Source organism: Pseudomonas migulae, from assembly GCF_043225285.1.
GTDB classification, from domain to species: domain Bacteria; phylum Pseudomonadota; class Gammaproteobacteria; order Pseudomonadales; family Pseudomonadaceae; genus Aquipseudomonas; species Aquipseudomonas migulae_C.
On record NZ_CP171224.1, the window covers coordinates 4,216,139 to 4,237,003 of the forward strand.

Consider the following 20,865-nt stretch of genomic DNA (forward strand, 5'->3'; position numbering starts at 1 on the left):
ATGGCCGGCGCGATTTTTCCCTGGCGCGAAGGCAACAACTTCGAGCTGCTGATCGACGGTCCGCAGTTCTTCCCGCGCATGCTGGTGGCGATTGCCCGGGCCGAAGAGCAGGTTGAACTGGAACTGTACCTGGTGGAGGCGGGCGCCTGCGCCGAGGCCATGGTCCAGGCGTTGGTCCAGGCTGCCGAACGTGGCGTGCGGGTGCGCTGCCTGTTCGATGATTACGGCAGCCTCGCGTTTACCTTGACCTTGCGCCAGCGCCTGATGGCGGCGGGAGTGGAACTGCGTTTCTACAATCGCCTGAGCTGGCGGCGTTGGGTCGGCAACTTCTATCGTGATCACCGCAAGCTGTTGCTGGTCGATCAGAGCATGGCCGTGGTTGGCGGCACCGGGGTCACCGATGAATTCTGGACGCCGGGCGAAGACACCAGCGAATGGCACGAAGTCATGGTGGAAATCACCGGCCCGCTGGTGATCGACTGGCAATTGCTGTTCGACCGCCAATGGATCGCCAACCGCCACCGCCGCGCCTGGAAACCCGCCTCGCATTTCGGCCTGCCGCGACTGCCGCGCATACCGGCCACGGGCGAGGGCATGGGCCGGGTGGCCTACGCCGACGCCCGTCAACACCGGGACATCCTGCAATCGCTGGTGCGTGCGCTGAACAGCGGACAAAAGCGCATCTGGCTGGCCACGCCGTATTTCCTGCCGACCTGGAAAGTGCGTCGTTCGCTGCGCCGGGCGGCCGGTCGCGGTGTCGACGTGCGCCTGCTGTTGACCGGGCCGCGCACCGATCACCCGTCGGTGCGTTACGCCGGGCATCGCTACTACCCGCGATTGCTCAAGGCCGGGGTGAAGATCTTCGAATACCAGCCGTGTTTCCTGCACCTGAAAATGGTGCTGGTCGACGATTGGGTGAGCATCGGTTCGTGCAACTTCGATCACTGGAATCTGCGTTTCAACCTGGAAGCCAACCTTGAAGCGCTGGACCCGGGGCTGACGCGGGCAGTGGCGGCAAGTTTCGAGCGGGACTTTGCGTTGAGCCAGGAAGTCAGCCTGGAAGCCTGGCAACGCCGGCCGTTGTGGCGGCGGGTGAAGCAGAGGATCTGGGGATGGGTGGATCGGCTGGTGGTGAATCTGCTGGATCGCCGCGGATAGTCGCCACACCAAAAACCACTGTAGGAGCGAGCCTGCTCGCGATGAGGCCAAAACATTCAACATCTCAGTTGACTGTCAGGCCGCCATCGCGAGCAGGCTCGCTCCTACAGGTTTTTGTGGCGTTTGAAGGATTACAACAGTTCGAAGCTCTGCTGCGTCACGTCCTGGGAATCCAGGCCGATCTGCACGTTGAACTTGCCCGGCTCCGCCGCGTACTTGAGCTGTGCATTGAAGAACTTCAGGTCATCTTCGGTGATGGTGAAGTGCACGACTTTCTGTTCGCCGGCCTTGAGCGTGATTTTCTGGAAGTTCTTCAGTTCCTTCAGCGGCCGGATCATCGAGCCGGTCACGTCCTGGATGTACAGCTGCACCACGGTTTCGCCGTCGCGCTTGCCGGTGTTTTTCACCATGACGCTGGCGTCGAGCTTGCCGGTCTTGTTCAGCGTGGTCGACGACAGGGCCATGTCGGTCAGGCTGAAATCGGTGTAGCTCAGACCGAAGCCGAACGGGAACAGCGGGCCGGTGGTGTCATCGAAATACTGCGAGGTGTAGTTGCCCGGTTTGCCCGGCGTGAACGGCCGGCCAATGCTCAGGTGGTTGTAGTAGGTCGGAATCTGGCCCACCGAGCGCGGGAAGGTGATCGGCAGTTTGCCCGACGGATTGTAATCGCCGAACAGCACGTCGGCGATGGCGTTGCCGCCTTCGGTGCCGCTGAACCAGGTTTCCAGAATCGCGTCGGCCTGGTCTTTCTCCTCGAGAATCGACAGCGGACGGCCGTTCATCAACACCAGCACCAGCGGTTTGCCGGTGGCTTTCAAAGCCTTGAGCAATTCGCGCTGGTTGGCCGGGATGTTCAGGTCGGTACGGCTCGACGACTCGTGGGACATGCCACGGGACTCGCCGACCGCCGCGACGATCACGTCCGCGTCCTTGGCGGCTTTCACTGCTTCGTCGATCAGCACTTGGGCCGAGCGCGGGTCATCGACCACTTCCGGGGCGTCGAAGTTGAGGAAGTTCAGGTAATCCAGGACCTTCTTGTCGCTGGTGATGTTGGCGCCACGGGTGTAGACCAGCGTTGCCTTGTCGGCCACGGCCGCGTTCATGCCGTCGAACAGGGTCACCGATTGCGCAGGGCGACCGGCGGCGGCCCAGCTGCCCATCATGTCGATCGGTGCCTTGGCCAACGGGCCGGTCAGCATGATTTTCGCGGTTTTCTTCAGCGGCAGGGTTTCGCCCTGGTTTTTCAACAACACCAGGCTGCGGCGCGCAACTTCGCGGGCCTCGGCGCGGTGCAGGCGGCTGTCGGCGTAGGTGTCCGCCGGATCATCTTCGGCCTTGCCGATGCGCAGGTACGGGTCCTTGAACAGGCCCATGTCGTACTTGGCGGCGAGCACTTCACGCACGGCGTTGTCGATGTCGCTTTGCTCGATCTCGCCGGCCTTCAACAGCCCTGGCAGCTCTTTGCCGTAGAGGGTGTCGTTCATGCTCATGTCGATGCCGGCCTTGATCGCCAGCTTCGCGGCTTCGCGACCGTCAGCGGCCACGCCGTGTTTGATCAGTTCGAAAATCGCCCCGTGGTCGCTGACGGCCAGGCCCTTGAAGCCCCATTCCTTGCGCAACAGGTCGTTCATCAGCCAGGTGTTGGCCGTGGCCGGCACGCCGTTGATCGAGTTCAGCGCAACCATTACACCGCCGGCACCGGCGTCAATCGCCGCGCGGTACGGTGGCAGATAGTCCTGGTACATCTTGACCGGGCTCATGTCGACCACGTTGTAGTCGCGACCGCCCTCGACCGCGCCGTACAGGGCGAAGTGCTTGACGCTGGCCATGATGCTGTCGGCCGCGTTCGCACCGGTGCCCTGGAAGGCTCGGACCATCACGCCGGCAATCCGCGACACGAGGTAGGTGTCTTCGCCGAAGCCTTCGGAGGTGCGGCCCCAACGCGGGTCGCGGGAGATGTCGACCATCGGCGCAAAGGTGATGTCGAGGCTGTCGGCCGCGGCTTCCTTGGCGGCGATGCGCCCGGACAGGCCAATGGCGTCCATGTCCCAGCTCGAGGCCAGGGCAATCGGGATCGGGAAAATCGTGCGGTGGCCGTGGATCACGTCATAGGCGAAGAACATCGGGATTTTCAACCGGCTGCGCATGGCCGCGTCCTGCATCGGACGGTTTTCCGGGCGGGTGATCGAGTTGAACGTGCCACCGATGTTGCCCGCGGCGATTTCCTTGCGGATCAGCTCCCGAGGCATTTCCGGGCCGATGCTGATCAGGCGCAACTGGCCAATTTTTTCATCGAGGGTCATTTGCTTCATCAGGTTGCTGATGAAAGCGTCCTTGTTCTCCAGAGGTGCGGGCGTCGTGGCGGCCAATACGTGATGACTGGCCAGGCTGACGAACAGGCCCAGCAAACACAGCTTCTTCATGAATAGTTTTCTCAAGGGCCTAAACGGCAGTGAATACGCGCCGGTCAGCCAAAATTTAGGGAGCGACTATTGTTGTTCAGGTAAATGCAGCACACTTCTGCGTGTTTTTTGCGCTGGGGCATCTTTTAGCCCATTGGCTCGATGCAATCCAGTGGCGGCGGCAGATTATGCCCCAAGAGTCCGCTCAGAATGTTGCTGGTTGGTTTTTCAACGGAATGTGCAAGGGAGCATCAAAGCAGATGAATGTACGACACCCCACTCGGTCAAGCCTGCAGGTCGCAGCCTTGATGCTACTGACCACGTTGCTGGCCGGTTGCGGCATCAACAACATTCCGACCCTCGACGAACAGGCCAAGGCGGCCTGGGGCCAGGTGCAGAACCAGTACCAGCGCCGCGCCGACCTGATCCCCAACCTGGTGGAAACCGTCAAGGGCTATGCCAAGCATGAAGAGGAAACCCTGACCGCGGTGATCGAGGCCCGGGCCAAGGCAACGTCCATTCAGGTGGACGCCAGCACCCTCGATAACCCCGAGAAACTCAAGCAGTTCCAGCAGGCGCAGGATCAACTGACCGGTGCCTTGAGCCGTTTGATGGTGGTGTCCGAGCGCTACCCGGACCTGAAGGCCAACCAGAATTTCCTGGCGTTGCAATCGCAACTGGAAGGCACCGAGAATCGCATCGCCGTGGCGCGCCGTGATTTCATTCTCACGGTGCAGAAGTACAACACCGAAATCCGTACCTTCCCCGGGCGCCTGTGGCACACGGTGATGTACAGCGACTTGCCGATCCGCGAAACCTTCGAAGCGACCACCCCCGGTGCCGAAAAAGCGCCGGAAGTGAAGTTCTGACCGGCCTGACGCATCACCACGGACGAGGTTGCCAATGCGCGTGTTGAAAGTGGGCCTGGTGCTGTTGCTTTGGGTGTTTGCCCTGGCGGCCCAGGCCGAGCTGAAGTTTCCACAGCTCACCGGGCGGGTGGTCGACAACGCCCAGATGATCGAGCCTTCGGTGCGCGAGCAGCTGACGCAACAGCTCAACGCCCATGAGAAAGCCACGGGCGAGCAGCTGGTGGTGGTGACGTTGCCGGACTTGCAGGGCGCCGAGATCGCCGACTTCGGTTATCAGCTCGGGCGCTATTGGGGCATCGGCCAGAAGGACAAGAACAACGGCGCGCTGCTGATCGTGGCGCGTGACGAGCGCAAGCTGCGGATCGAAGTCGGTTATGGCCTGGAAGATCGCCTGACCGATGCGCAGAGTTCGGTGATCATCCACCAGGTGATCACCCCGGCGTTCAAGGCCGGCAATTTCAGCAAGGGCATCAGCGACGGGGTCGCGGCGATGCTGGTGGTGTTGGGCGGCAGCCCGCTGGATGAACCGTCGACGATCTATGAGTCCGGCGGTGATCAGGAAAGCGACTTCGTTTCCCGGCACCCGGGGATTTTCGTGTTCCTGGTGTTGCTGTTCATCCTGACGATTTTCGTCCTGCAGATGTTCGGGATCCTGCCGGCGGGCCGGGGCGGTTCAGGCGGCTCCAGTGGTGGTTTCGGCGGCGGTGGATTTGGTGGCGGCGGTGGAGGCGGGGGCTTCAGCGGCGGCGGGGGCAGTTTCGGGGGCGGCGGTTCGTCGGGCGGCTGGTGATGACAATAATGAACGAGCACTGTTGAACATGGCATTACTGACTGAACACGAACAACGCAAAGTCGCCGAGGCAATCGCCCGGGTCGAGCGCGACACCGACGCCGAACTGGTGACCGTGCTCGCGGCCCGTGCCGACGACTATGCGTACATCCCGCTGCTGTGGGCCAGCCTGCTGGCGCTGGTGGTGCCGGGTGTCGTGCATTATTTGACCGGCTGGCTGACCATGCACAGCCTGCTGCTGGTGCAATGGCTCACCTTCATCGTGCTGTGCCTGGTGTTCCGCATTCCGAAAGTCACCACGCACCTGATCCCGCGTTCGGTGCGGCACTGGCGCGCCTCGAACCTGGCGCGCCGGCAGTTCCTGGAGCAGAACCTGCACCACACCGTCGGCAGCACCGGCATGCTGATTTTTGTCTGCGAGGCCGAGCGTTATGTGGAAATCCTGGTGGACGAAGGGATTTCCAAACGGCTGGACAACAAGAACTGGGAGGCGATTGTCGCGGCGTTCACCCAGCAGGTGAAACAGGGGCAGACGTTGCAGGGGTTCGTCACGTGCGTCGAAGCGTGCGGCGAACTGCTCAAGGTGCATGTGCCGGTGACCCACGTGCGCAACGAGCTGCCGAACCGGTTGGTCGTTCTGGGCTGACACAGCCCCCCCCTGTAGGAGCGAGCCTGCTCGCGAAAAACGTCCAGACTGACCCAGACAACCCGCGTCATCGTTGACGACCATCGCGAGCAGGCTCGCTCCTACAGGGGAATGCGTTCACATGCTGAACCGTTCGGGAAATTAGCCGTGCCCTGAACGGCCATCCCCCCTAAAATACCCGCCATTCCCGATTCGCTCCGCCCGAGGCCGTTTTTTCCATGTCCGTCACCGCCACTCCCGCCAGCCTCGCGCCGGATCACCACGCCCAGTTCATCGACCTGCTGCAGACCAGCCTCGACGCCAATGCCTTCATCAAACTGGTGCTGGCCAAATACGTCGGCAGCGAAACCGATTTGCAGCGGCTGATCATCAAGCAGCTGACGGTCAAGGATCAGCCTTGCCTGTCCTTCGTCTACCGCTACAAGACCCGCGACATCACCAAGAACCTGCCGCTGGCCGAAGGCGTGGCGACCATTGCCGCGTTGCTGCCGGCCTCGTTCAAAAATGCGCATTTGTTGTCGTTGAGCGACGAAGCCCAGCTCGAATACAGCAAAAAGGGCAAGTCTTCGCTGTTCAAGAGCAAACCCCAGCAATTGCGTGAAGTGCCGTCCGCCGAGCACAACCGCGAGAAAAACCGCTTCCTCGACCTGAGCCGCCCGTTCCTCGCCGACCTCGGCGTGACGAACAGCAAGCACGAGCTGATCCCGGCGATGTCGCGCAAGTGGAAGCAGATCAACAAGTTCATCGAAGTCTTCAGCCATGCGCTGACCACCTCGCCGCTGGCGCTGGACAAACCGGTGCGGGTCGCGGACTTCGGTTCGGGCAAGGGCTACCTGACGTTTGCGATCCACGACTACCTGCGCAACACCCTCAACGCCGAAGGCGAGGTGACGGGTGTCGAGCTGCGTGAAGAGATGGTCAACCTGTGCAACACCGCCGCCGCGAAACTGGAACACCCGGGCCTGGTGTTCAAGTGCGGTGACGTGCGCAGCGTGGCGCCGAGCGAGCTGGATGTGATGATCGCGCTGCATGCCTGCGACATCGCCACTGACTATGCGATCCACACCGGCATCCGCTCCGGCGCGTCGATCATCATGTGCTCGCCGTGCTGCCACAAACAGATCCGCCTGCAAATCCAGAGCCCGGCGCTGCTCAAGCCGATGTTGCAATACGGTTTGCATCTGGGCCAGCAGGCTGAAATGGTCACTGACAGTTTGCGGGCGTTGTTCCTCGAAGCCTGCGGTTATGAAACCAAGGTGTTCGAGTTCATCTCGCTGGACCACACCAACAAGAACAAGATGATCCTGGCGGTCAAGCGCGCCGAGCCGGTGGACCCGGCGCAGCTGTTGGTGAAGATTCAGGAGCTGAAGGATTTCTATCAGATCACCGAGCACTGCCTCGAAACCCTGCTGCGCGCTGACAACTACCTCTGAACCTTGCTGCGCGCCGACAACTACTTCGAACCTCGATACGCACCGACCTGTAGGAGCCGGCTTGCCGGCGATGGCGATTTCACGGACGCCATCGCCGGCAAGCCGGCTCCTACAGATCGGTGCGTTTCAATGCGCTGGGTTATGCAGTGGCAATGCGGGCAGGTTTTACAGCCGTCTTGCGCCCCAGCATCACGGTAACGATCACCCCGGCAGCAAACAGCCAGGTGATCGGCTCGATGTGTTCACCGAAGAACAACGCCGAAAACGCGATGGTGAAAAAGATCTGCAGCAACTGGATCTGACTGACCCGGGCAATGCCGCCCATCGCCAGCCCGGCGTACCAGGCAAAGAAGCCGATGAACTGCGAGAACAGCGAAACGTAACCAAACGCCCACCAGGTCTTGGCCGAAATCTCGCCCTGGTGTTGCAGCGCCAGGTACGTCACCGGTCCGATCAACAGCGGCGTCGACAGCACCAGTGCCCAGCAGATCACCTGCCAGCCGCCCATCTCCTTGGCCAATCGGCCACCTTCGGCGTAACCCAGGCCACCCACGGCGATCGCGCCGAGCATCAGCAAATCACCGGCCTGAATACTGCCGGCGCCGCTGATCAGCGCGTAACCCAGCACCAGCGCACTGCCTAGCGCGGCACAGGTCCAAAAGGCTTTTGACGGGCGTTCGTGGGACAGCCACGCGGCGTACAGCGCCACGCACAAGGGTTGTAGGCCATTGACCAGCGCGCCGTGGGACGCCGGCAAGGTTTGCATCGCCCAGGCTGATAAAACCGGGAAGCCGAGGATCACGCCGGCGATCACCAGCGTCAGGCCTTTGACCTGTTTCCAGGTCGGCCACTTTTCCCGACGCCACAGCAATAGCATCGCCGCCGGAATCGCCGCGAACAGCGCCCGGCCGAGGCCGTTGAGCAGCGGGTGGATTTCCTGCACGACGATCCGCGTGAAGGGCAGGGTGAGGCTGAAAATCACAACGCCGAGCAGGCCGAGGGCCATGCCGGTGTTTTCGCGCGAGGACATGTTGGGCAACCAGGATTCAGGGTGGCGGGGAAGTGGCTTCATCTAGCCATAAAATCGGTGTGGGCCGCTGTTACAGCTAGGTGCAGAGTTATCCGTACAGTTTGAGGGCCCCATCGCGAGCAGGCTCGCTCCCACAGGGAGAGTGCATTCCAATGTGGGAGCGAGCCGGCTCCGGGCGGCGTTCCGACGATGAACGATAACGCGGTAGTAGCCGGTTGTTACCCGCCTCGCGGGATAAGGACTACCTTGAATACTCCGATGCATTTACCAGAGGAGTCCTCCCCATGGCTGCCAAGAAAATCCTGCTGCTGGCCGGCGATTACGTCGAAGACTACGAAGTGATGGTGCCGTTTCAGGCCTTGCTGATGGTCGGTCACACGGTGCACGCCGTCTGCCCGGACAAAAAAGCCGGCCAGACCGTGCGCACGGCGATCCACGACTTCGAAGGCGACCAGACCTACAGCGAAAAACCCGGCCACCTGTTTGCCCTGAACTTCGATTTCGCCAAGGTCGCTGAAGCGGACTACGACGCGCTACTGATCCCGGGCGGTCGTGCGCCGGAATACCTGCGCCTGAACGAAAAAGTCCTGGAGCTGGTGCGCGCGTTCGACAAGGCCGGCAAGCCGATCGCCGCCGTGTGTCACGGCGCGCAACTCCTGGCGGCGGCCGGGGTCCTCGAAGGTCGCGAGTGCAGCGCTTACCCGGCGTGCGCGCCGGAAGTGCGTTTGGCTGGCGGTACGTTCATCGATATCCCGGTGACGGAAGGTCACGTTCAAGGCAATCTGGCCACTGCACCGGCCTGGCCGGCCCACCCGAGATGGCTCGCCGGTTTCCTCGGTTTGCTCGGCACGAAGATCACGCTGTAACGAGGGACGTTGTCATGTGCGAGCTCTACGTCAAAGCCGATCCGATTCTCTACGAGTCGCGCTCCCGCTCGCTGCGCATCTGCGGGGTGGTGACCACGTTGCGCCTGGAGAATCAGTTCTGGGACATCCTCAGCGAAATCGCCGAGGTCGACGGCATGACCACCAACCAGTTGATCGCCAAGCTGTATGAAGAGGTGATGGATTACCGCGGGGAAGTGGTGAATTTCGCGTCGTTTTTGCGGGTGAGTTGTACGCGGTATCTGTCGCAGCGGCGGGTGCAGGCGCCGGAGTTGTCGGTGGTGCGTGCGGTGGTGAAGTAGCGTAGAGAGTGTCGACCCCATCGCGAGCAGGCTCGCTCCCACAGGGACCGCGTGTACCTTGTGGGAGCGGGCTTGCTCGCGATGGGGGCGGTTCAGGCGACAAAAATCCACGGCTGGTCTTTACTCTGAAGCGCGAAACCTCTCAATCGCCAATGGAGAACGATCATGTCTGGATGGTATGAGTTGAGCAAAACCAGCAACGGCCAGTTTCGCTTCGTGCTGAAAGCGGCGAATGCCGAAACCATTCTCGGCAGCGAGCATTACACCACCCGCAGCGCCGCGGAAAATGGCATTGCCTCGGTGCAGAAAAACAGCCCGCTGGATGAGCGCTACGAGAAAAAGACCACCAAGGACGGCCATCCGTATTTCAACCTCAAGGCCGGCAACCACGAGATCATTGGCAGCAGCGAAGCCTATTCGAGCGAGGCCGCGCGGGAGAAAGGCATCGCCAGCGTAAAGGCCAACGGCCCGACCACGGTGATCAAGGACAAGACCTTGCCAGTACTCTAAAAACACCGCAAACCCTTGTAGGAGCCGGCTTGCCGGCGATGGAGTGTCAGCTACAAATGTGTCGACTGACACACCATCGCCAGCAAGCTGGCTCCTACAGGTTTGGTGATCAGCGCAGTGCGTTCAGCAAGTCTTGAAGCTGACTACGCCCGGCCTCGCCCAGCGGGAACACCGGCAACCGCGGATCTCCCACCTCCAGCCCGGTCGCGCGCAAGCCAGCCTTGATCGTCGCCGGCAACCCGCCCTTCAAGATGAAATCCAGCAGCGGCAACTGGCGATAGAACAGCGACCGCGCCCTGCCCAGGTCATTGGCCAGCACTGCCTCGTACAGATCGAGATTGAGCTGCGCAATCAGGTTCGGCGCCGCCGTGCACCAGCCTTTCGCCCCCGCCGCAAAAGCCTCCAGCGCCAGCGGATTGCAGCCGTTGTAGAACGGCACCTGACCGTCGCCGAGCCGTTGCAGTTGGTGCATGCGCTGGATGTCGCCGGTGCTCTCCTTGACCATCGTCACGTTGTCCACGGTGTTGACGATGCGCAGGATCAGGTCCACCGACATGTCGGTGCCGCTGGTGGCCGGGTTGTTGTAGAGCATGATCGGCACGCCGATGCTGTCGCCGATGGCGCGGTAATGGGCGAGGATTTCCGCTTCGCTGAGTTTCCAGTAAGACGTTGGCAGCACCATCACCACATCAGCGCCATGAGCTTCGGCGAAACGCGCGCGACGCACGGCTTTGGCGGTGGTCAGGTCGGACACGCTGACGATGGTCGGCACGCGTTTGGCCACGTGTTTGATGCTGAACTCGCTGACCTGATCCCACTCCGCGTCGCTCAGGTAGGCGCCTTCGCCGGTACTGCCCAGCGGGGCGATGGCGTGGACGCCGTCCTCGATCAAGCGGTCGATGGAACGCCCGAGCGCGTCGAGATCGACGCCTTCGCCATTGGCGGTGAACGGGGTGATGGTGTAGCCGATGATGCCGTGAATGCTTGGGGTCGACATGGCGACGCTCCTTTTGAAAGTGTGTGGGTTCAGTTCAGGCAATCGGCGTGTTGACGCAGGTTCTGCCGGGCGTAGTAGTTGAATGCAGCGGCGTGACGTTTCGGCCGGGCGATCCAGTCGTGAGCTTCACGGCCCAGTTCCGGAAGGATCGGCTTGATGGTCCCGGCGCTCATCGCCAGCAACTGCAACTTCGCGGCACGTTCGATCAGTTGCGCGATGACACAGGCTTCCTCGATGGTCGTGCCGGTGGACAGCTGGCCGTGGTGCGACAGCAGGATCGCGCGCTTGTCGCCGAGGGCGCCGGCAATCAGTTCGCCCTCTTCGTTACCGACCGGCACACCCGGCCAGCCTTCGAGAAACGCGCAATCGTCGTAGAGCGGGCAGAGGTCCATGTGGGAAATCTGCAGCGGCACTTCGAGCATCGACAGCGCCGCGACGTGGGTCGGGTGCGTGTGGATGATGCAGTTCACGTCCGGTCGGGCGCGGTACACCCAGCTGTGGAAACGATTGGCCGGGTTGGGCATGCCGTGGCCTTCAAGCACTTCCAGGTCTTCGTTGACCAGCAGCAGGTTGCCTGCGGTGATCTCGTCGAAACCCAGGCCCAGCTGTTGAGTGTAGTAAGTACCGGGCTGCGGGCCGCGGGCGGTGATTTGCCCCGCGAGACCGGAGTCGTGACCGTTCTCGAACAGAATCCGGCAGGTCAGGGCCAGCTTTTGCCGGTCGGTCCACGTATTATCCGCCAGGGTGTTTTGCATCTGGGTCAGCGCTTGCTTGACCAGTTGCTCTTTGGGTAGTGCTAAGGTCTTGGCCATATCGTTGTCCTTGGGTGGTTTCATGCAAATGACACTAAAGAGGCTATATGACACTTTGTGTCATTGGCAAGGACAAATCATCGCCTCCTTGATGGATTAATCGGTCTACATGTCTATCCGTTTGAAATTACTAAGAAAAAAATTGGGCGTGACGCTGGAGGCTTTGGCCGAAAAATCCGGCATGACCAAGAGCTACCTGTCGAAAGTCGAGCGCGGGTTGAACACGCCGTCGATCGCGGCTGCGCTGAAACTGGCCAAGGCGCTGAACGTGAAGGTCGAGGAACTGTTTTCCGAAGACAACGTCAGCCTCGACAGCTACAGTCTGGTGCGCAGCCACGAGCGTCAATCGTTGGCGGCCAACGCCGAGAGTCCCGGTTACGCGGTGCTGGCCCATCAGGTCAGTGAGCGCAGTTTGCTGCCGTTCATCATCTACCCGCCGTTCGAGTTCGCGGACAAGACCTTCAAGGAACACTTGGGCGAAGAGTTTCTGTTCGTGCACGAAGGGCAGGTGGAAGTGGATTTCATGAACGAGCGCGTGCTGCTCGATCGCGGTGATGCGCTGCACTTCAACGCGCAGAAGCCGCATCGGATTCGCTCGGTGGGGGCGGTTCAGGCGCAGTTGCTGGTGGTGGTGCATAGCGCAGAAGAATGAGTTGAATGGACTTATGCCATCGCGAGCAGGCTCGCTCCCACAGGGGAAATGCATTCCAATGTGGGAGCGAGCCTGCTCGCGATGGCGTCAGATTGAACAACACTAGACCTCGACGGGCACGGTGAGCTTGGGACTGCCCAACGCATGCGTCTTCGAATCAAAAAACCGCAATTCCGATCCGGTCCCCTCGAACACCTTCGCGTAATGCCTCTTCTGATGCTGAATGAACGCCTTGCTGCGCGGATAAATCGAAATCGCCACCACGGCCGGCTTCGCCTGACGCAGCGCATGCACGATGTGGCTGTCCTGTTCGCCCAGCGCGTGCCCGAACACGCACAACCCCTCGCCATGCCCCAATAACTGGTCGTAGCAAAACGACAGGTAATCCGAACTGCGAATGGTCTTGAGCTTGTCCGCGCTCGGCCCTTCGTTCACGAACAGCGGCACGTCATCCAGCGTCTTGATCGTGTTGTTGATCGCAAAACTGCCCAGCAAGGTGCCCTCGGTCGACATCAGTTTGCGCGCGGTGCCGTTCTGGTTGCGCACCAGGTGCAGACCGCCGTGCAGGTACAGCAGGCGGGTTTTCTCGGTGGCCGTGGCGCTCAGGTCAAAGCCCGGCTCGTCACCCTGGAACAGATCGGTGATCGCCTCCGGCTGGTGCTGGATCGCCCAGTAGTTGAGCAAGTCGTAATTGGTGGTGAACACCGTCCGGTAGCGGCCCAGTTCCTGATTGATCGTCGCCAGTGTCGCCGGCACCACCAGCCGCCACGGGATATGCACCGCGTGCACGGTGTTGATCAGCGCTTCCTTGATCGCGTAGTAGCGATTGCGCGGCGCGGCGGAGCTGACCGCCAGGGCCTTGTTCACCCGGCTGGTGGTTTTCAGCGCGCCCAGCACCTGTTCAAAACTGCGTGTCTGCATCGCGTCGAACACGCTGAGCTCGGACTGGCTCAGGGGTTTTTCTTCGACCGTGCGGGCGTTTTCGAACAGCGAGTCGTAGCCGAAATCGTCCCACACTGCGCGGCTGGCGCCGTTGCCCACCAGCAGGCCGCTGATCGAGGTGCTGGCGCGCAAGGTGCTCCAGTCTTCAAGTTGGGCATCGACATCCTGGAAATCGGTCATTGCGGTCGTCGTCTCAAAAAGCAAAAGGTCGGATGGGCGGCGACTTTATCACGACCCGTCGTTGAGCCAGATCAAGTTAGCGCCTGGTGGATAGGTCGATCCTGTGGATACCCGCCGGATCGAGCAGCCGAACCGGCCCCGGATTTGGAGATTCGCCATGACCAGCACGTTTTTCATCCCCGCCGTGAACATCATGGGCACCGGGTGCCTCGACGAAGCGATGGACGCCATTCGCAAGTACGGTTTCCGAAAGGCGCTGATCGTCACCGACACCGGGCTGGCCAAGGCTGGCGTGGCGAGCATGATCGCCGAGAAACTGGCGATGCAGGACATCGACTCGGTGATCTTCGACGGCGCCAAACCCAATCCAAGCATCGCCAATGTCGAGAGCGGCCTGGGGCTGCTCAAGGAAACACACTGCGATTTTGTGGTGTCGCTGGGCGGTGGTTCGCCCCACGACTGCGCCAAGGGCATTGCCTTGTGCGCGACCAACGGCGGACAGATCAGTGATTACGAAGGCGTCGATCAGTCCGAAAAGCCGCAACTGCCGCTGGTCGCCATCAACACCACCGCCGGCACCGCCAGCGAGATGACCCGTTTCTGCATCATCACCGACGAATCGCGCCACGTGAAAATGGCCATCGTCGACCGCAACGTCACGCCGCTGCTGTCGGTCAACGACCCGGCGCTGATGGTCGCCATGCCCAAGGGCCTGACCGCCGCCACCGGCATGGACGCGCTGACCCACGCCATTGAAGCCTACGTGTCCACCGCCGCCAACCCGATCACCGATGCCTGCGCGCTGAAGGCGATCACCCTGATCAGCAACAACCTGCGCCTGGCCGTGCGCGATGGCAACGACCTCGGCGCGCGGGAGAACATGGCGTACGCGCAGTTCCTTGCCGGCATGGCGTTCAACAACGCTTCATTGGGTTATGTCCACGCCATGGCTCACCAGTTGGGTGGTTTCTACGACTTGCCCCACGGCGTGTGCAACGCCGTGCTGCTGCCCCATGTGCAAAGCTTCAACGCGATGGTCTGCGCCGATCGCCTGACCGACGTGGCCCACGCGATGGGCGCGGACATCCGCGGTTTCAGCCCGGAAGAGGGCGCCCAGGCAGCCATCGCGGCCATTCGTTGCTTGTCCAAGGACATCGAGATTCCCGCCGGTTTGCGCGAACTCGGCGCCCGCCTCAACGATATCCCGACCCTCGCCAGCAACGCCCTGAAAGATGCCTGTGGTGTGACCAATCCGCGGGCGGCGGATCAGCGGCAGATCGAGGAGATTTTCCGCAGCGCGTTTTAGTCGGCTTTACGGTCTGGCGCGATGATCACGCAGAGCATCGCGCCCAAGGCCAGCAAGGTGCATAACAGTGACAACGGCCATGCCTGCTGGCTGGCGATCAGACTGGCGATTCCGCCGATGGTGGCGGCCATCAGCTGGTGAATGAACCCGCTCAACGCCATCGCATAAGCACCGCCGATCGGCGAACCGTCGTTGGCCAGCGACAGGCTGATCGGGTAATTCAACGACTGGCCGAACACCGCAACGCAGTAGGGCAACCAGAACAGCAGCGCCAACGAACTGCCGGTGATGCTCCCCAGTAACATCACCAGGCTACCGCTCAACACCAACCCGACCCCTGCCGTCATCAATCGGCGTTGACCGGTGCGTAACACAAAACCGTTGACCCCCAATGCGCCGAGAAAATAGGCGGCGCTGATCGGCCAGCCCAGCAACCCATATTCCACCGCCGACCAGTTGAAGTGGCCTTGCAGAATCAGTGGTGCCGCGGTGTTGAAGGCAATGATCACCCCATAACCCAACCCGCCGGTGAGCGCCGGCAACAGAAAGGCCCGATCACGCAGAATGCGCCAATAGCTCGGCCACGCGGACGACTGAACGGTGTCTTCCGTCCGCATCGGGAACGTGACCCGTGCCACGACCATCGCCAGCAACAGACTCACACTGCCCAGCAGGTAGAAAATCGCCGGCCAGCCCAACGCGACCTGGATGACCGACCCCAGATACTGGCCGATCCCCAGCGCCACCACGAAAGAAATCGACAGCCATGACAGCGCCTTGGCCAGCAAGTCTCCGCGAAAACTGTCGCGGATCAACACCCGGGCCATGACCGAAATTCCGCTGGCCCCGATGCCCTGAACCAGTCTGAAAAACAGAAAGGACTCCAGCGTCTGGCCCAAGGGCAGCGCAAGGTTGCCCGCTCCATAAATACCAAGCGCCGCCAGCAGCACCGGTTTTCGGCCGATGCGCTGACCAAGGCTGCCCCAGAACAGCATCGGCAGCGCCATGCCGATCAGGTACACCGCCAATCCCCATGAAACCTGCGAGGCATCGGCAGACAGATATCGCGCCATCTCCGGCAGCGCCGGCAGGTAAATACTCATGCCCAACTGCGCGAGGAAAACCGTGCTGCAGGTAACGAGGAGGGTGGTGCTGCTCTTCAATCGAGTCTTCCTCAGGGGATTAATCAACGATGTTCCGGGTGTGCAGAAGATCGGTCACGTGCCCACAAAACTGTCGGATCAGTGCCGGCTCCATGTCGGCCCGCAGGGTCATTCGCAGTGCCGCCTGGCGTTGTGCAACCACCGGGAAAAACACCGCCGAGGTAAAGAAGCCGAGATTGGCCAGCTCGATGGCGATGCTGTTGGCCAGCGACGCGTCACCGCAGCGAATCAACCGAATGGCCATGTCGCTGCCGTGTTGCCCGGTTCGAACAAGGCTGTCGAAAAGCTGGATGTTAGCCTGAAGCTTCTCCTGCAATGCGCCAAATTCCGCCGTGCGATGCAACTGGATGGACGCTCTGCCAGCCCCGATTGCAGCGCTGTTCAAGCTTTGCGACCAGTTATTGGGGCCGCCGTAACGCTGAATGAGTTTTTTCTGTCGTTCGCTGCCGAGCATCACCAGCCCGCCACTGGCGCCAAACGATTTGGCCAGGGACGCAACGATCAGGCAGCGATCATCAAACACCGGGATGCGGGGGCGTACGAGGCCGGCGCCGAATGTACCGACTGCGGACAGTGCATGGGAGTCGTCCAGGTACAGAAACAGTCCATAGCGCTCCTTCAGGTACACAAGGCTGTCCATGTCCGCGACTCCGCCCATGCTGTACGCGCCGTCGGCAATGTACGCAACGCTGGTGTGCTGTTTACACAGGTCCTCGAGAAAATCCATGTCGTTATGGGGGCACGTCACCACGCGGGTTTCGTCTGCACACGCCGATTTCAAATGGTTCATCGAGTAATGGGCCAAACGGTCGAACGCCATGAGCGGGGACCGGCCCTGCGTGAACACGCCGCTGGCCAGCAGCGGCAGGATTCCAGCGCTCGCGGCGGTGCACGACAAGGTACTCAGGCAACTGGCACCGAACAAATCCGACAGTTCGGTTTCGTAGTGGTCCAGCGCCGCCAGCTTGCAGCGGTTCCTCGAGCTGGCGATACGCAGCGTACCGATTTCCCGCAAGGCGGTCATGGCGCCCTCGAGCAGGGCGGGATGATGATCCAGCCCGAGATAGGAAGTGGTACAGAAGTGGTGAAACGACCGTCCGAACTGATCACTCAACCGGTTATCGCCATTGACCTCAACGTTGAGCCCCGCAATTTTCCCGGACTCGGCAATCCTCCAGTCGTGATCGGCCAGCGAGATGAGTTTTCGATAGTTGGTGAAGGTGTTTACCGCGTGCGTTGCCTGATCCATGTGAACGTCTTTCCTTGAGTGCGAAGCGATCCATTGGTTTGACGCAAACCTTGTGCGTTCGCTGACTTTATCGGATACAGCCAGGTCCCTTGAATCAGCCGTTTCCGGTACAACTGAGTGTTACAAGAGATAAATGTGTAGGGCGATGCCTCGTAAGGTTGTGGGTCGATTGCATTGCCGAATGGCATGAAAACCGGGCTATCCTGCCGACTCAGTCGAACCGCAATCATCGAGTCCTCCATGCTGCAAAAAAGCCTGATCCGTCGCCTCGATCTCATCACCCTTCAACTGTTCGTCGCCGTCCACGAAGAGGGCACGCTGACCCGTGCCGCGACCCGTGAAGCCATCGCGGTATCCGCCGCCAGCAAGCGCTTGATGGAGCTGGAAGAGGCGCTGGGCATCAGCCTGTTCGTGCGCCAGGCCAAGGGCATGACCCTGACGCCGGCCGGTGAAACCTTGCTGCACCACGCCCGGCAGATGCTGTTCAACGTCGAGAAAATGGGCCTTGAACTGGGCGAACACAGCCACGGCATTCGCGGTTACGTGCGCATGCTCGCCAACCTGTCGGCGATCATTCAGTTCCTGCCGGAGGACTTGCGGGATTTTTCCGAGCGGCATCCCCAGGTCAAGACGGATCTTGAAGAACGTCCCAGCAGCGGGGTGATTCAAGGGGTGCTGGGTGGTGTGGCGGACCTCGGCATCTGCTCCAGCGACAGCGACGTCAAAGGGTTGCACAGCGTGTTGTATCGGCAGGACAAACTGGTGGTGCTGATGTTGCCGGATCATCCGTTGGCCGGTCGTTCCAGCCTGGCGTTCGCCGATACCCTGGACAGCGATTACGTCGGCCTGCATGCCGCCAGTTCGATCAACATGCGCACCCACGCGGCGGCGCGTCAGGCGGGCAAGGTGCTGCGCTTGCGGATTCATGTGCCGGGGTTCGATGCGATGTGTCGGATGGTCCAGGCCAACATGGGCATCGGGATTTTGCCGCAGAAGGCCTATGAGTTGTTTGGCCGGGCGCTGGGGTTGCAGGCGGTGCCGCTGACCGATGACTGGTCGGATCGGGCGTTGATCCTGGTGGTGCGCGATGAGGCGGCGTTGTCGCCGGTGAGCCGGATGTTGTTTGAGCAGTTGCGTGGGGCAGTCTGATCATTCTCGATTGGATGGGCCGGCCTCATCGCCGGCAAGCCAGCTCCTACAAGGGATTTGTGTACACCCAGATCAACTGTAGGAGCTGGCTTGCCAGCGATGGCGGACTAACGGTCGCGACAATCTCTGAGAGCGTTCGCGTTTGGCGAACGCCCGTTGCCAACTGAAGGTTGGATTCCACGCCCCTCGCTCCTCTAGCCTTGGCACCTATTCCAAGAACAAGAGGTACCCCGCGATGACTGCCCCCCTGAGTGCAATCAAGGTGATCGAGATAGGCACGCTGATTGCCGCCCCGTTCGCCGCGCGCATGCTCGCCGAGTTCGGCGCCGAGGTGATCAAGATCGAAGCCATGGGCCAGGGCGATCCCCTGCGCAAATGGCGCAAGCTGCACGAGGGCACCTCGCTGTGGTGGTACCTGCAATCGCGCAACAAGAAGTCCTTGGCGCTGAACCTGAAATCCCCCGAAGGCATCGAACTGGTCAAGCAACTGGCGACCAGCGCCGACGTGCTGATCGAAAACCTGCGCCCCTGCGCCCTGGAGAAACTCGGCCTGGGCTGGGACGTGCTACACGCGCTCAATCCCAACCTGACGCTGGTGCGAATCTCCGGTTACGGCCAGACCGGTCCGTACCGCGACCGCCCGGGTTTCGGCGCCATCGGCGAAGCGATGGGCGGCATTCGCTACACCACCGGCACCCCCGGTTCGCCGCCGGCGCGGGTCGGTGTCAGCCTCGGCGATTCGCTGGCGTCATTGCACGCGGTGATCGGTGCCCTGATGTCGCTGCTGCGGGTCAAGACCGGGCAGGGCGGTGGGCAAGTTGTCGACGTGTCGCTGGCCGAAAGCGTGTTCAACGTCATGGAAAGCCTGGTGCCGGAATACGACATGCTCGGTCATGTCCGTGAGCGCAGCGGTGGTGCCTTGCCCGGCATCGCGCCGTCCAACACCTACCTGACGGCCGATGGCGCCTACGTGGTGATCGCCGGCAACAGCGACCCGATCTACAAGCGTTTGATGGAGGTGATCGGTCGCCGCGACCTGGCCGAAGCGCCAGAGTTTGCTCACAACGATGGCCGCGCCTTGAAAAGCAATGTGCTCGACGCCGCCATCACCCACTGGACCAGCAGCCTGCCCATCGATGATGTATTGGCGGCGCTGGAAGCCGCAGAAGTGCCGGCCGGACGCATCTATTCGGTGGCCGACATCGTCGCCGATCCGCACTATCAGGCGCGGGACATGCTGCTCAGCGCCGACCTGCCCGGCGGTGCAAAAGTGAAGATGCCGGGCATCGTGCCCAAACTCTCCGAAACCCCCGGCGGCGTGAACTGGTCGGGCCCCGGTCTTGGCCAGCACACCGACGGGATTCTCGCCGGGCTGGGCCTGACCGCATCGGACATCGAGCGCCTGAAAACTGAAGGGGTGGTGCAATGATCACAGACTTTTCCGAGACCCTGATCGTTCAGGAAGTCTCCCCGCGCGACGGCCTGCAAATCGAACCGACCTGGGTCGAAACCGCTGACAAGATTGCGTTGATCGATCAACTGTCGCTGGCGGGTTTCAGCCGCATCGAAGCCGGTTCGTTCGTGTCGCCCAAAGCCATTCCCGCCCTGCGCGATGGCGAGCTGGTGTTCAAGGGCATCAGCCGTCAACCGCAGGTGATCTACGTCGCGTTGATCCCTAATCTCAAAGGCGCGCAACGGGCGTTGGCCTGTCGCGCCGATGAGCTGAACCTGGTGATGTCCGCCAGCCAGACCCACAACCTGGCGAACATGCGCATGCGTTGCGAAGCGTCATTGGCGGCGTTCGGCGAGATCGTGCAGTACGTGGGCGATACCGAGGTGCGGCTGAACGGCAGCATCGCCACCACTTTCGGTTGCCCGTTCGAAGGCAAGATCGATGAGGACCGTGTGCTGCAAATCGTCGACGCCTATCAGGAACTCGGAATTCAGGGCATCACCCTGGCCGACACCACCGGCATGGCCAACCCACGGCAGGTGGATCGGCTGGTGCGGCGGGTGTTGCAGCGGGTTTCGCCAGCGGATCTGACCCTGCATTTCCACAACACCCGCGGCCTCGGGTTGTGCAACGTGCTGGCGGCTTACGAGGCTGGCGCCCGACGCTTCGACGCAGCTCTTGGCGGCCTCGGCGGTTGCCCGTTTGCCCCGGGCGCGTCGGGCAACATCTGCACCGAAGATTTGGTGAACCTGTGCGATGAAATCGGCATTCACACCGGCATCGATCTGCCGCTGCTGCTGACGTTGTCGCGAGGATTGCCGGCGCTGCTCGGCCACGAAGTCCCCGGACAACTGGCCAAGGCCGGGCGCAATTGCGACCTGCACCCGATCCCCACCTGACCACACCGAATCCCCCTGTAGGAGCCGGCTTGCCGGCGA

At 61.5% G+C, this 20,865-nt stretch carries 20 protein-coding genes; 13 read left to right on the top strand and 7 right to left on the bottom strand.

Going from position 1 to position 20,865, the window contains the following annotated elements; translation table 11 throughout:
- The gene (locus tag ACF6ZU_RS19285; protein ID WP_392886069.1) at positions 1-1,158 is read left to right on the top strand and encodes a phosphatidylserine/phosphatidylglycerophosphate/cardiolipin synthase family protein; all 1,158 of its coding nucleotides are present in this window, start codon (positions 1-3) and stop codon (positions 1,156-1,158) included.
- Positions 1,159-1,289: 131 nt separating this feature from the next.
- Here the strand turns inward: ACF6ZU_RS19285 and bglX are convergent, their stop codons facing one another.
- Positions 1,290-3,581, bottom strand: coding sequence for a beta-glucosidase BglX (gene bglX / locus ACF6ZU_RS19290; RefSeq protein ID WP_392886071.1), 2,292 nt, complete (start codon positions 3,579-3,581; stop codon positions 1,290-1,292).
- 239 nt (positions 3,582-3,820) lie between these two features.
- Between bglX and ACF6ZU_RS19295 the strand changes: the two genes are divergently transcribed.
- From ACF6ZU_RS19295 to ACF6ZU_RS19310, 4 genes are all read left to right on the top strand, one after another.
- A complete protein-coding gene (locus ACF6ZU_RS19295) occupies positions 3,821-4,429 on the top strand; it encodes a LemA family protein (RefSeq protein WP_392886073.1) in 609 nt (202 codons plus the stop codon).
- 34 nt (positions 4,430-4,463) lie between these two features.
- On the top strand, positions 4,464-5,219 hold the full coding sequence (locus ACF6ZU_RS19300; RefSeq protein ID WP_392886075.1) for a TPM domain-containing protein: 756 nt from the start codon (positions 4,464-4,466) through the stop codon (positions 5,217-5,219).
- A gap of 28 nt (positions 5,220-5,247) precedes the next feature.
- Positions 5,248-5,865, top strand: a complete 618-nt coding sequence (locus tag ACF6ZU_RS19305; protein WP_392886077.1) for a TPM domain-containing protein — start codon at positions 5,248-5,250, stop codon at positions 5,863-5,865.
- A gap of 218 nt (positions 5,866-6,083) precedes the next feature.
- Positions 6,084-7,298, top strand: a complete 1,215-nt coding sequence (locus ACF6ZU_RS19310) for a class I SAM-dependent methyltransferase (protein ID WP_392886079.1) — start codon at positions 6,084-6,086, stop codon at positions 7,296-7,298.
- Positions 7,299-7,437: 139 nt separating this feature from the next.
- Here ACF6ZU_RS19310 and ACF6ZU_RS19315 read toward each other — a convergent pair whose 3' ends face one another.
- Positions 7,438-8,328, bottom strand: a complete 891-nt coding sequence (locus ACF6ZU_RS19315; RefSeq protein ID WP_392886081.1) for a DMT family transporter — start codon at positions 8,326-8,328, stop codon at positions 7,438-7,440.
- Between the two features lie 284 nt (positions 8,329-8,612).
- On the opposite strand from ACF6ZU_RS19315, the gene ACF6ZU_RS19320 reads away from it, so the two are divergent.
- The 3 genes from ACF6ZU_RS19320 (at position 8,613) to ACF6ZU_RS19330 (ending at position 10,024) form a co-directional block, all read left to right on the top strand.
- Entirely contained in the window at positions 8,613-9,194 is a 582-nt protein-coding gene (locus ACF6ZU_RS19320) for a DJ-1/PfpI family protein (RefSeq protein WP_392886083.1), read from the top strand.
- A 14-nt stretch (positions 9,195-9,208) separates the two neighbouring features.
- Complete coding sequence (locus ACF6ZU_RS19325; protein ID WP_008025707.1) at positions 9,209-9,514, top strand: ribbon-helix-helix domain-containing protein; 306 nt, start codon at positions 9,209-9,211, stop codon at positions 9,512-9,514.
- 165 nt (positions 9,515-9,679) lie between these two features.
- Positions 9,680-10,024, top strand: coding sequence for a YegP family protein (locus ACF6ZU_RS19330; protein ID WP_392886085.1), 345 nt, complete (start codon positions 9,680-9,682; stop codon positions 10,022-10,024).
- Between the two features lie 109 nt (positions 10,025-10,133).
- Here ACF6ZU_RS19330 and ACF6ZU_RS19335 read toward each other — a convergent pair whose 3' ends face one another.
- Together ACF6ZU_RS19335 and ACF6ZU_RS19340 are read right to left on the bottom strand one after the other, a co-directional pair.
- Complete coding sequence (locus ACF6ZU_RS19335) at positions 10,134-11,021, bottom strand: dihydrodipicolinate synthase family protein (RefSeq protein ID WP_392886087.1); 888 nt, start codon at positions 11,019-11,021, stop codon at positions 10,134-10,136.
- 29 nt (positions 11,022-11,050) lie between these two features.
- A complete protein-coding gene (locus tag ACF6ZU_RS19340; protein WP_392886089.1) occupies positions 11,051-11,833 on the bottom strand; it encodes an aldolase in 783 nt (260 codons plus the stop codon).
- A gap of 109 nt (positions 11,834-11,942) precedes the next feature.
- Between ACF6ZU_RS19340 and ACF6ZU_RS19345 the strand changes: the two genes are divergently transcribed.
- Positions 11,943-12,485: a helix-turn-helix domain-containing protein gene (locus ACF6ZU_RS19345; RefSeq protein WP_392886090.1), complete on the top strand. Its 543-nt coding sequence runs from the start codon at positions 11,943-11,945 to the stop codon at positions 12,483-12,485.
- Positions 12,486-12,587: 102 nt separating this feature from the next.
- Here ACF6ZU_RS19345 and ACF6ZU_RS19350 read toward each other — a convergent pair whose 3' ends face one another.
- Positions 12,588-13,607, bottom strand: a complete 1,020-nt coding sequence (locus tag ACF6ZU_RS19350) for a DUF4917 family protein (protein ID WP_392886092.1) — start codon at positions 13,605-13,607, stop codon at positions 12,588-12,590.
- A gap of 157 nt (positions 13,608-13,764) precedes the next feature.
- Between ACF6ZU_RS19350 and yiaY the strand changes: the two genes are divergently transcribed.
- Entirely contained in the window at positions 13,765-14,913 is a 1,149-nt protein-coding gene (gene yiaY, locus ACF6ZU_RS19355; RefSeq protein WP_392886094.1) for an L-threonine dehydrogenase, read from the top strand.
- On the opposite strand, the gene ACF6ZU_RS19360 is transcribed toward yiaY, so the two are convergent.
- Together ACF6ZU_RS19360 and ACF6ZU_RS19365 are read right to left on the bottom strand one after the other, a co-directional pair.
- Positions 14,910-16,076 carry an MFS transporter gene (locus ACF6ZU_RS19360; protein WP_392886096.1) on the bottom strand — a complete coding sequence of 389 codons (1,167 nt, stop codon included), beginning with the start codon at positions 16,074-16,076 and terminating at the stop codon, positions 14,910-14,912. The genes yiaY and ACF6ZU_RS19360 overlap by 4 nt on opposite strands.
- Before the next feature lie 19 nt (positions 16,077-16,095).
- The gene (locus tag ACF6ZU_RS19365; protein ID WP_392886098.1) at positions 16,096-17,325 is read right to left on the bottom strand and encodes an aminotransferase class I/II-fold pyridoxal phosphate-dependent enzyme; all 1,230 of its coding nucleotides are present in this window, start codon (positions 17,323-17,325) and stop codon (positions 16,096-16,098) included.
- Positions 17,326-17,565: 240 nt separating this feature from the next.
- Here ACF6ZU_RS19365 and ACF6ZU_RS19370 point away from each other — a divergent pair, with 240 nt between their 5' ends.
- The 3 genes from ACF6ZU_RS19370 to ACF6ZU_RS19380 all read left to right on the top strand — a co-directional run bounded on the left by ACF6ZU_RS19370 (position 17,566) and on the right by ACF6ZU_RS19380 (position 20,826).
- On the top strand, positions 17,566-18,474 hold the full coding sequence (locus ACF6ZU_RS19370) for a LysR family transcriptional regulator (protein WP_392886100.1): 909 nt from the start codon (positions 17,566-17,568) through the stop codon (positions 18,472-18,474).
- Positions 18,475-18,709: 235 nt separating this feature from the next.
- The gene (locus ACF6ZU_RS19375; RefSeq protein ID WP_392886102.1) at positions 18,710-19,903 is read left to right on the top strand and encodes a CaiB/BaiF CoA transferase family protein; all 1,194 of its coding nucleotides are present in this window, start codon (positions 18,710-18,712) and stop codon (positions 19,901-19,903) included.
- Positions 19,900-20,826 (top strand): hydroxymethylglutaryl-CoA lyase, encoded by a 927-nt coding sequence (locus ACF6ZU_RS19380; protein ID WP_392886104.1) that lies wholly within the window; start codon positions 19,900-19,902, stop codon positions 20,824-20,826. Before ACF6ZU_RS19375 ends, ACF6ZU_RS19380 begins: the two co-directional genes overlap by 4 nt.
- Positions 20,827-20,865 lie beyond the last annotated feature (39 nt).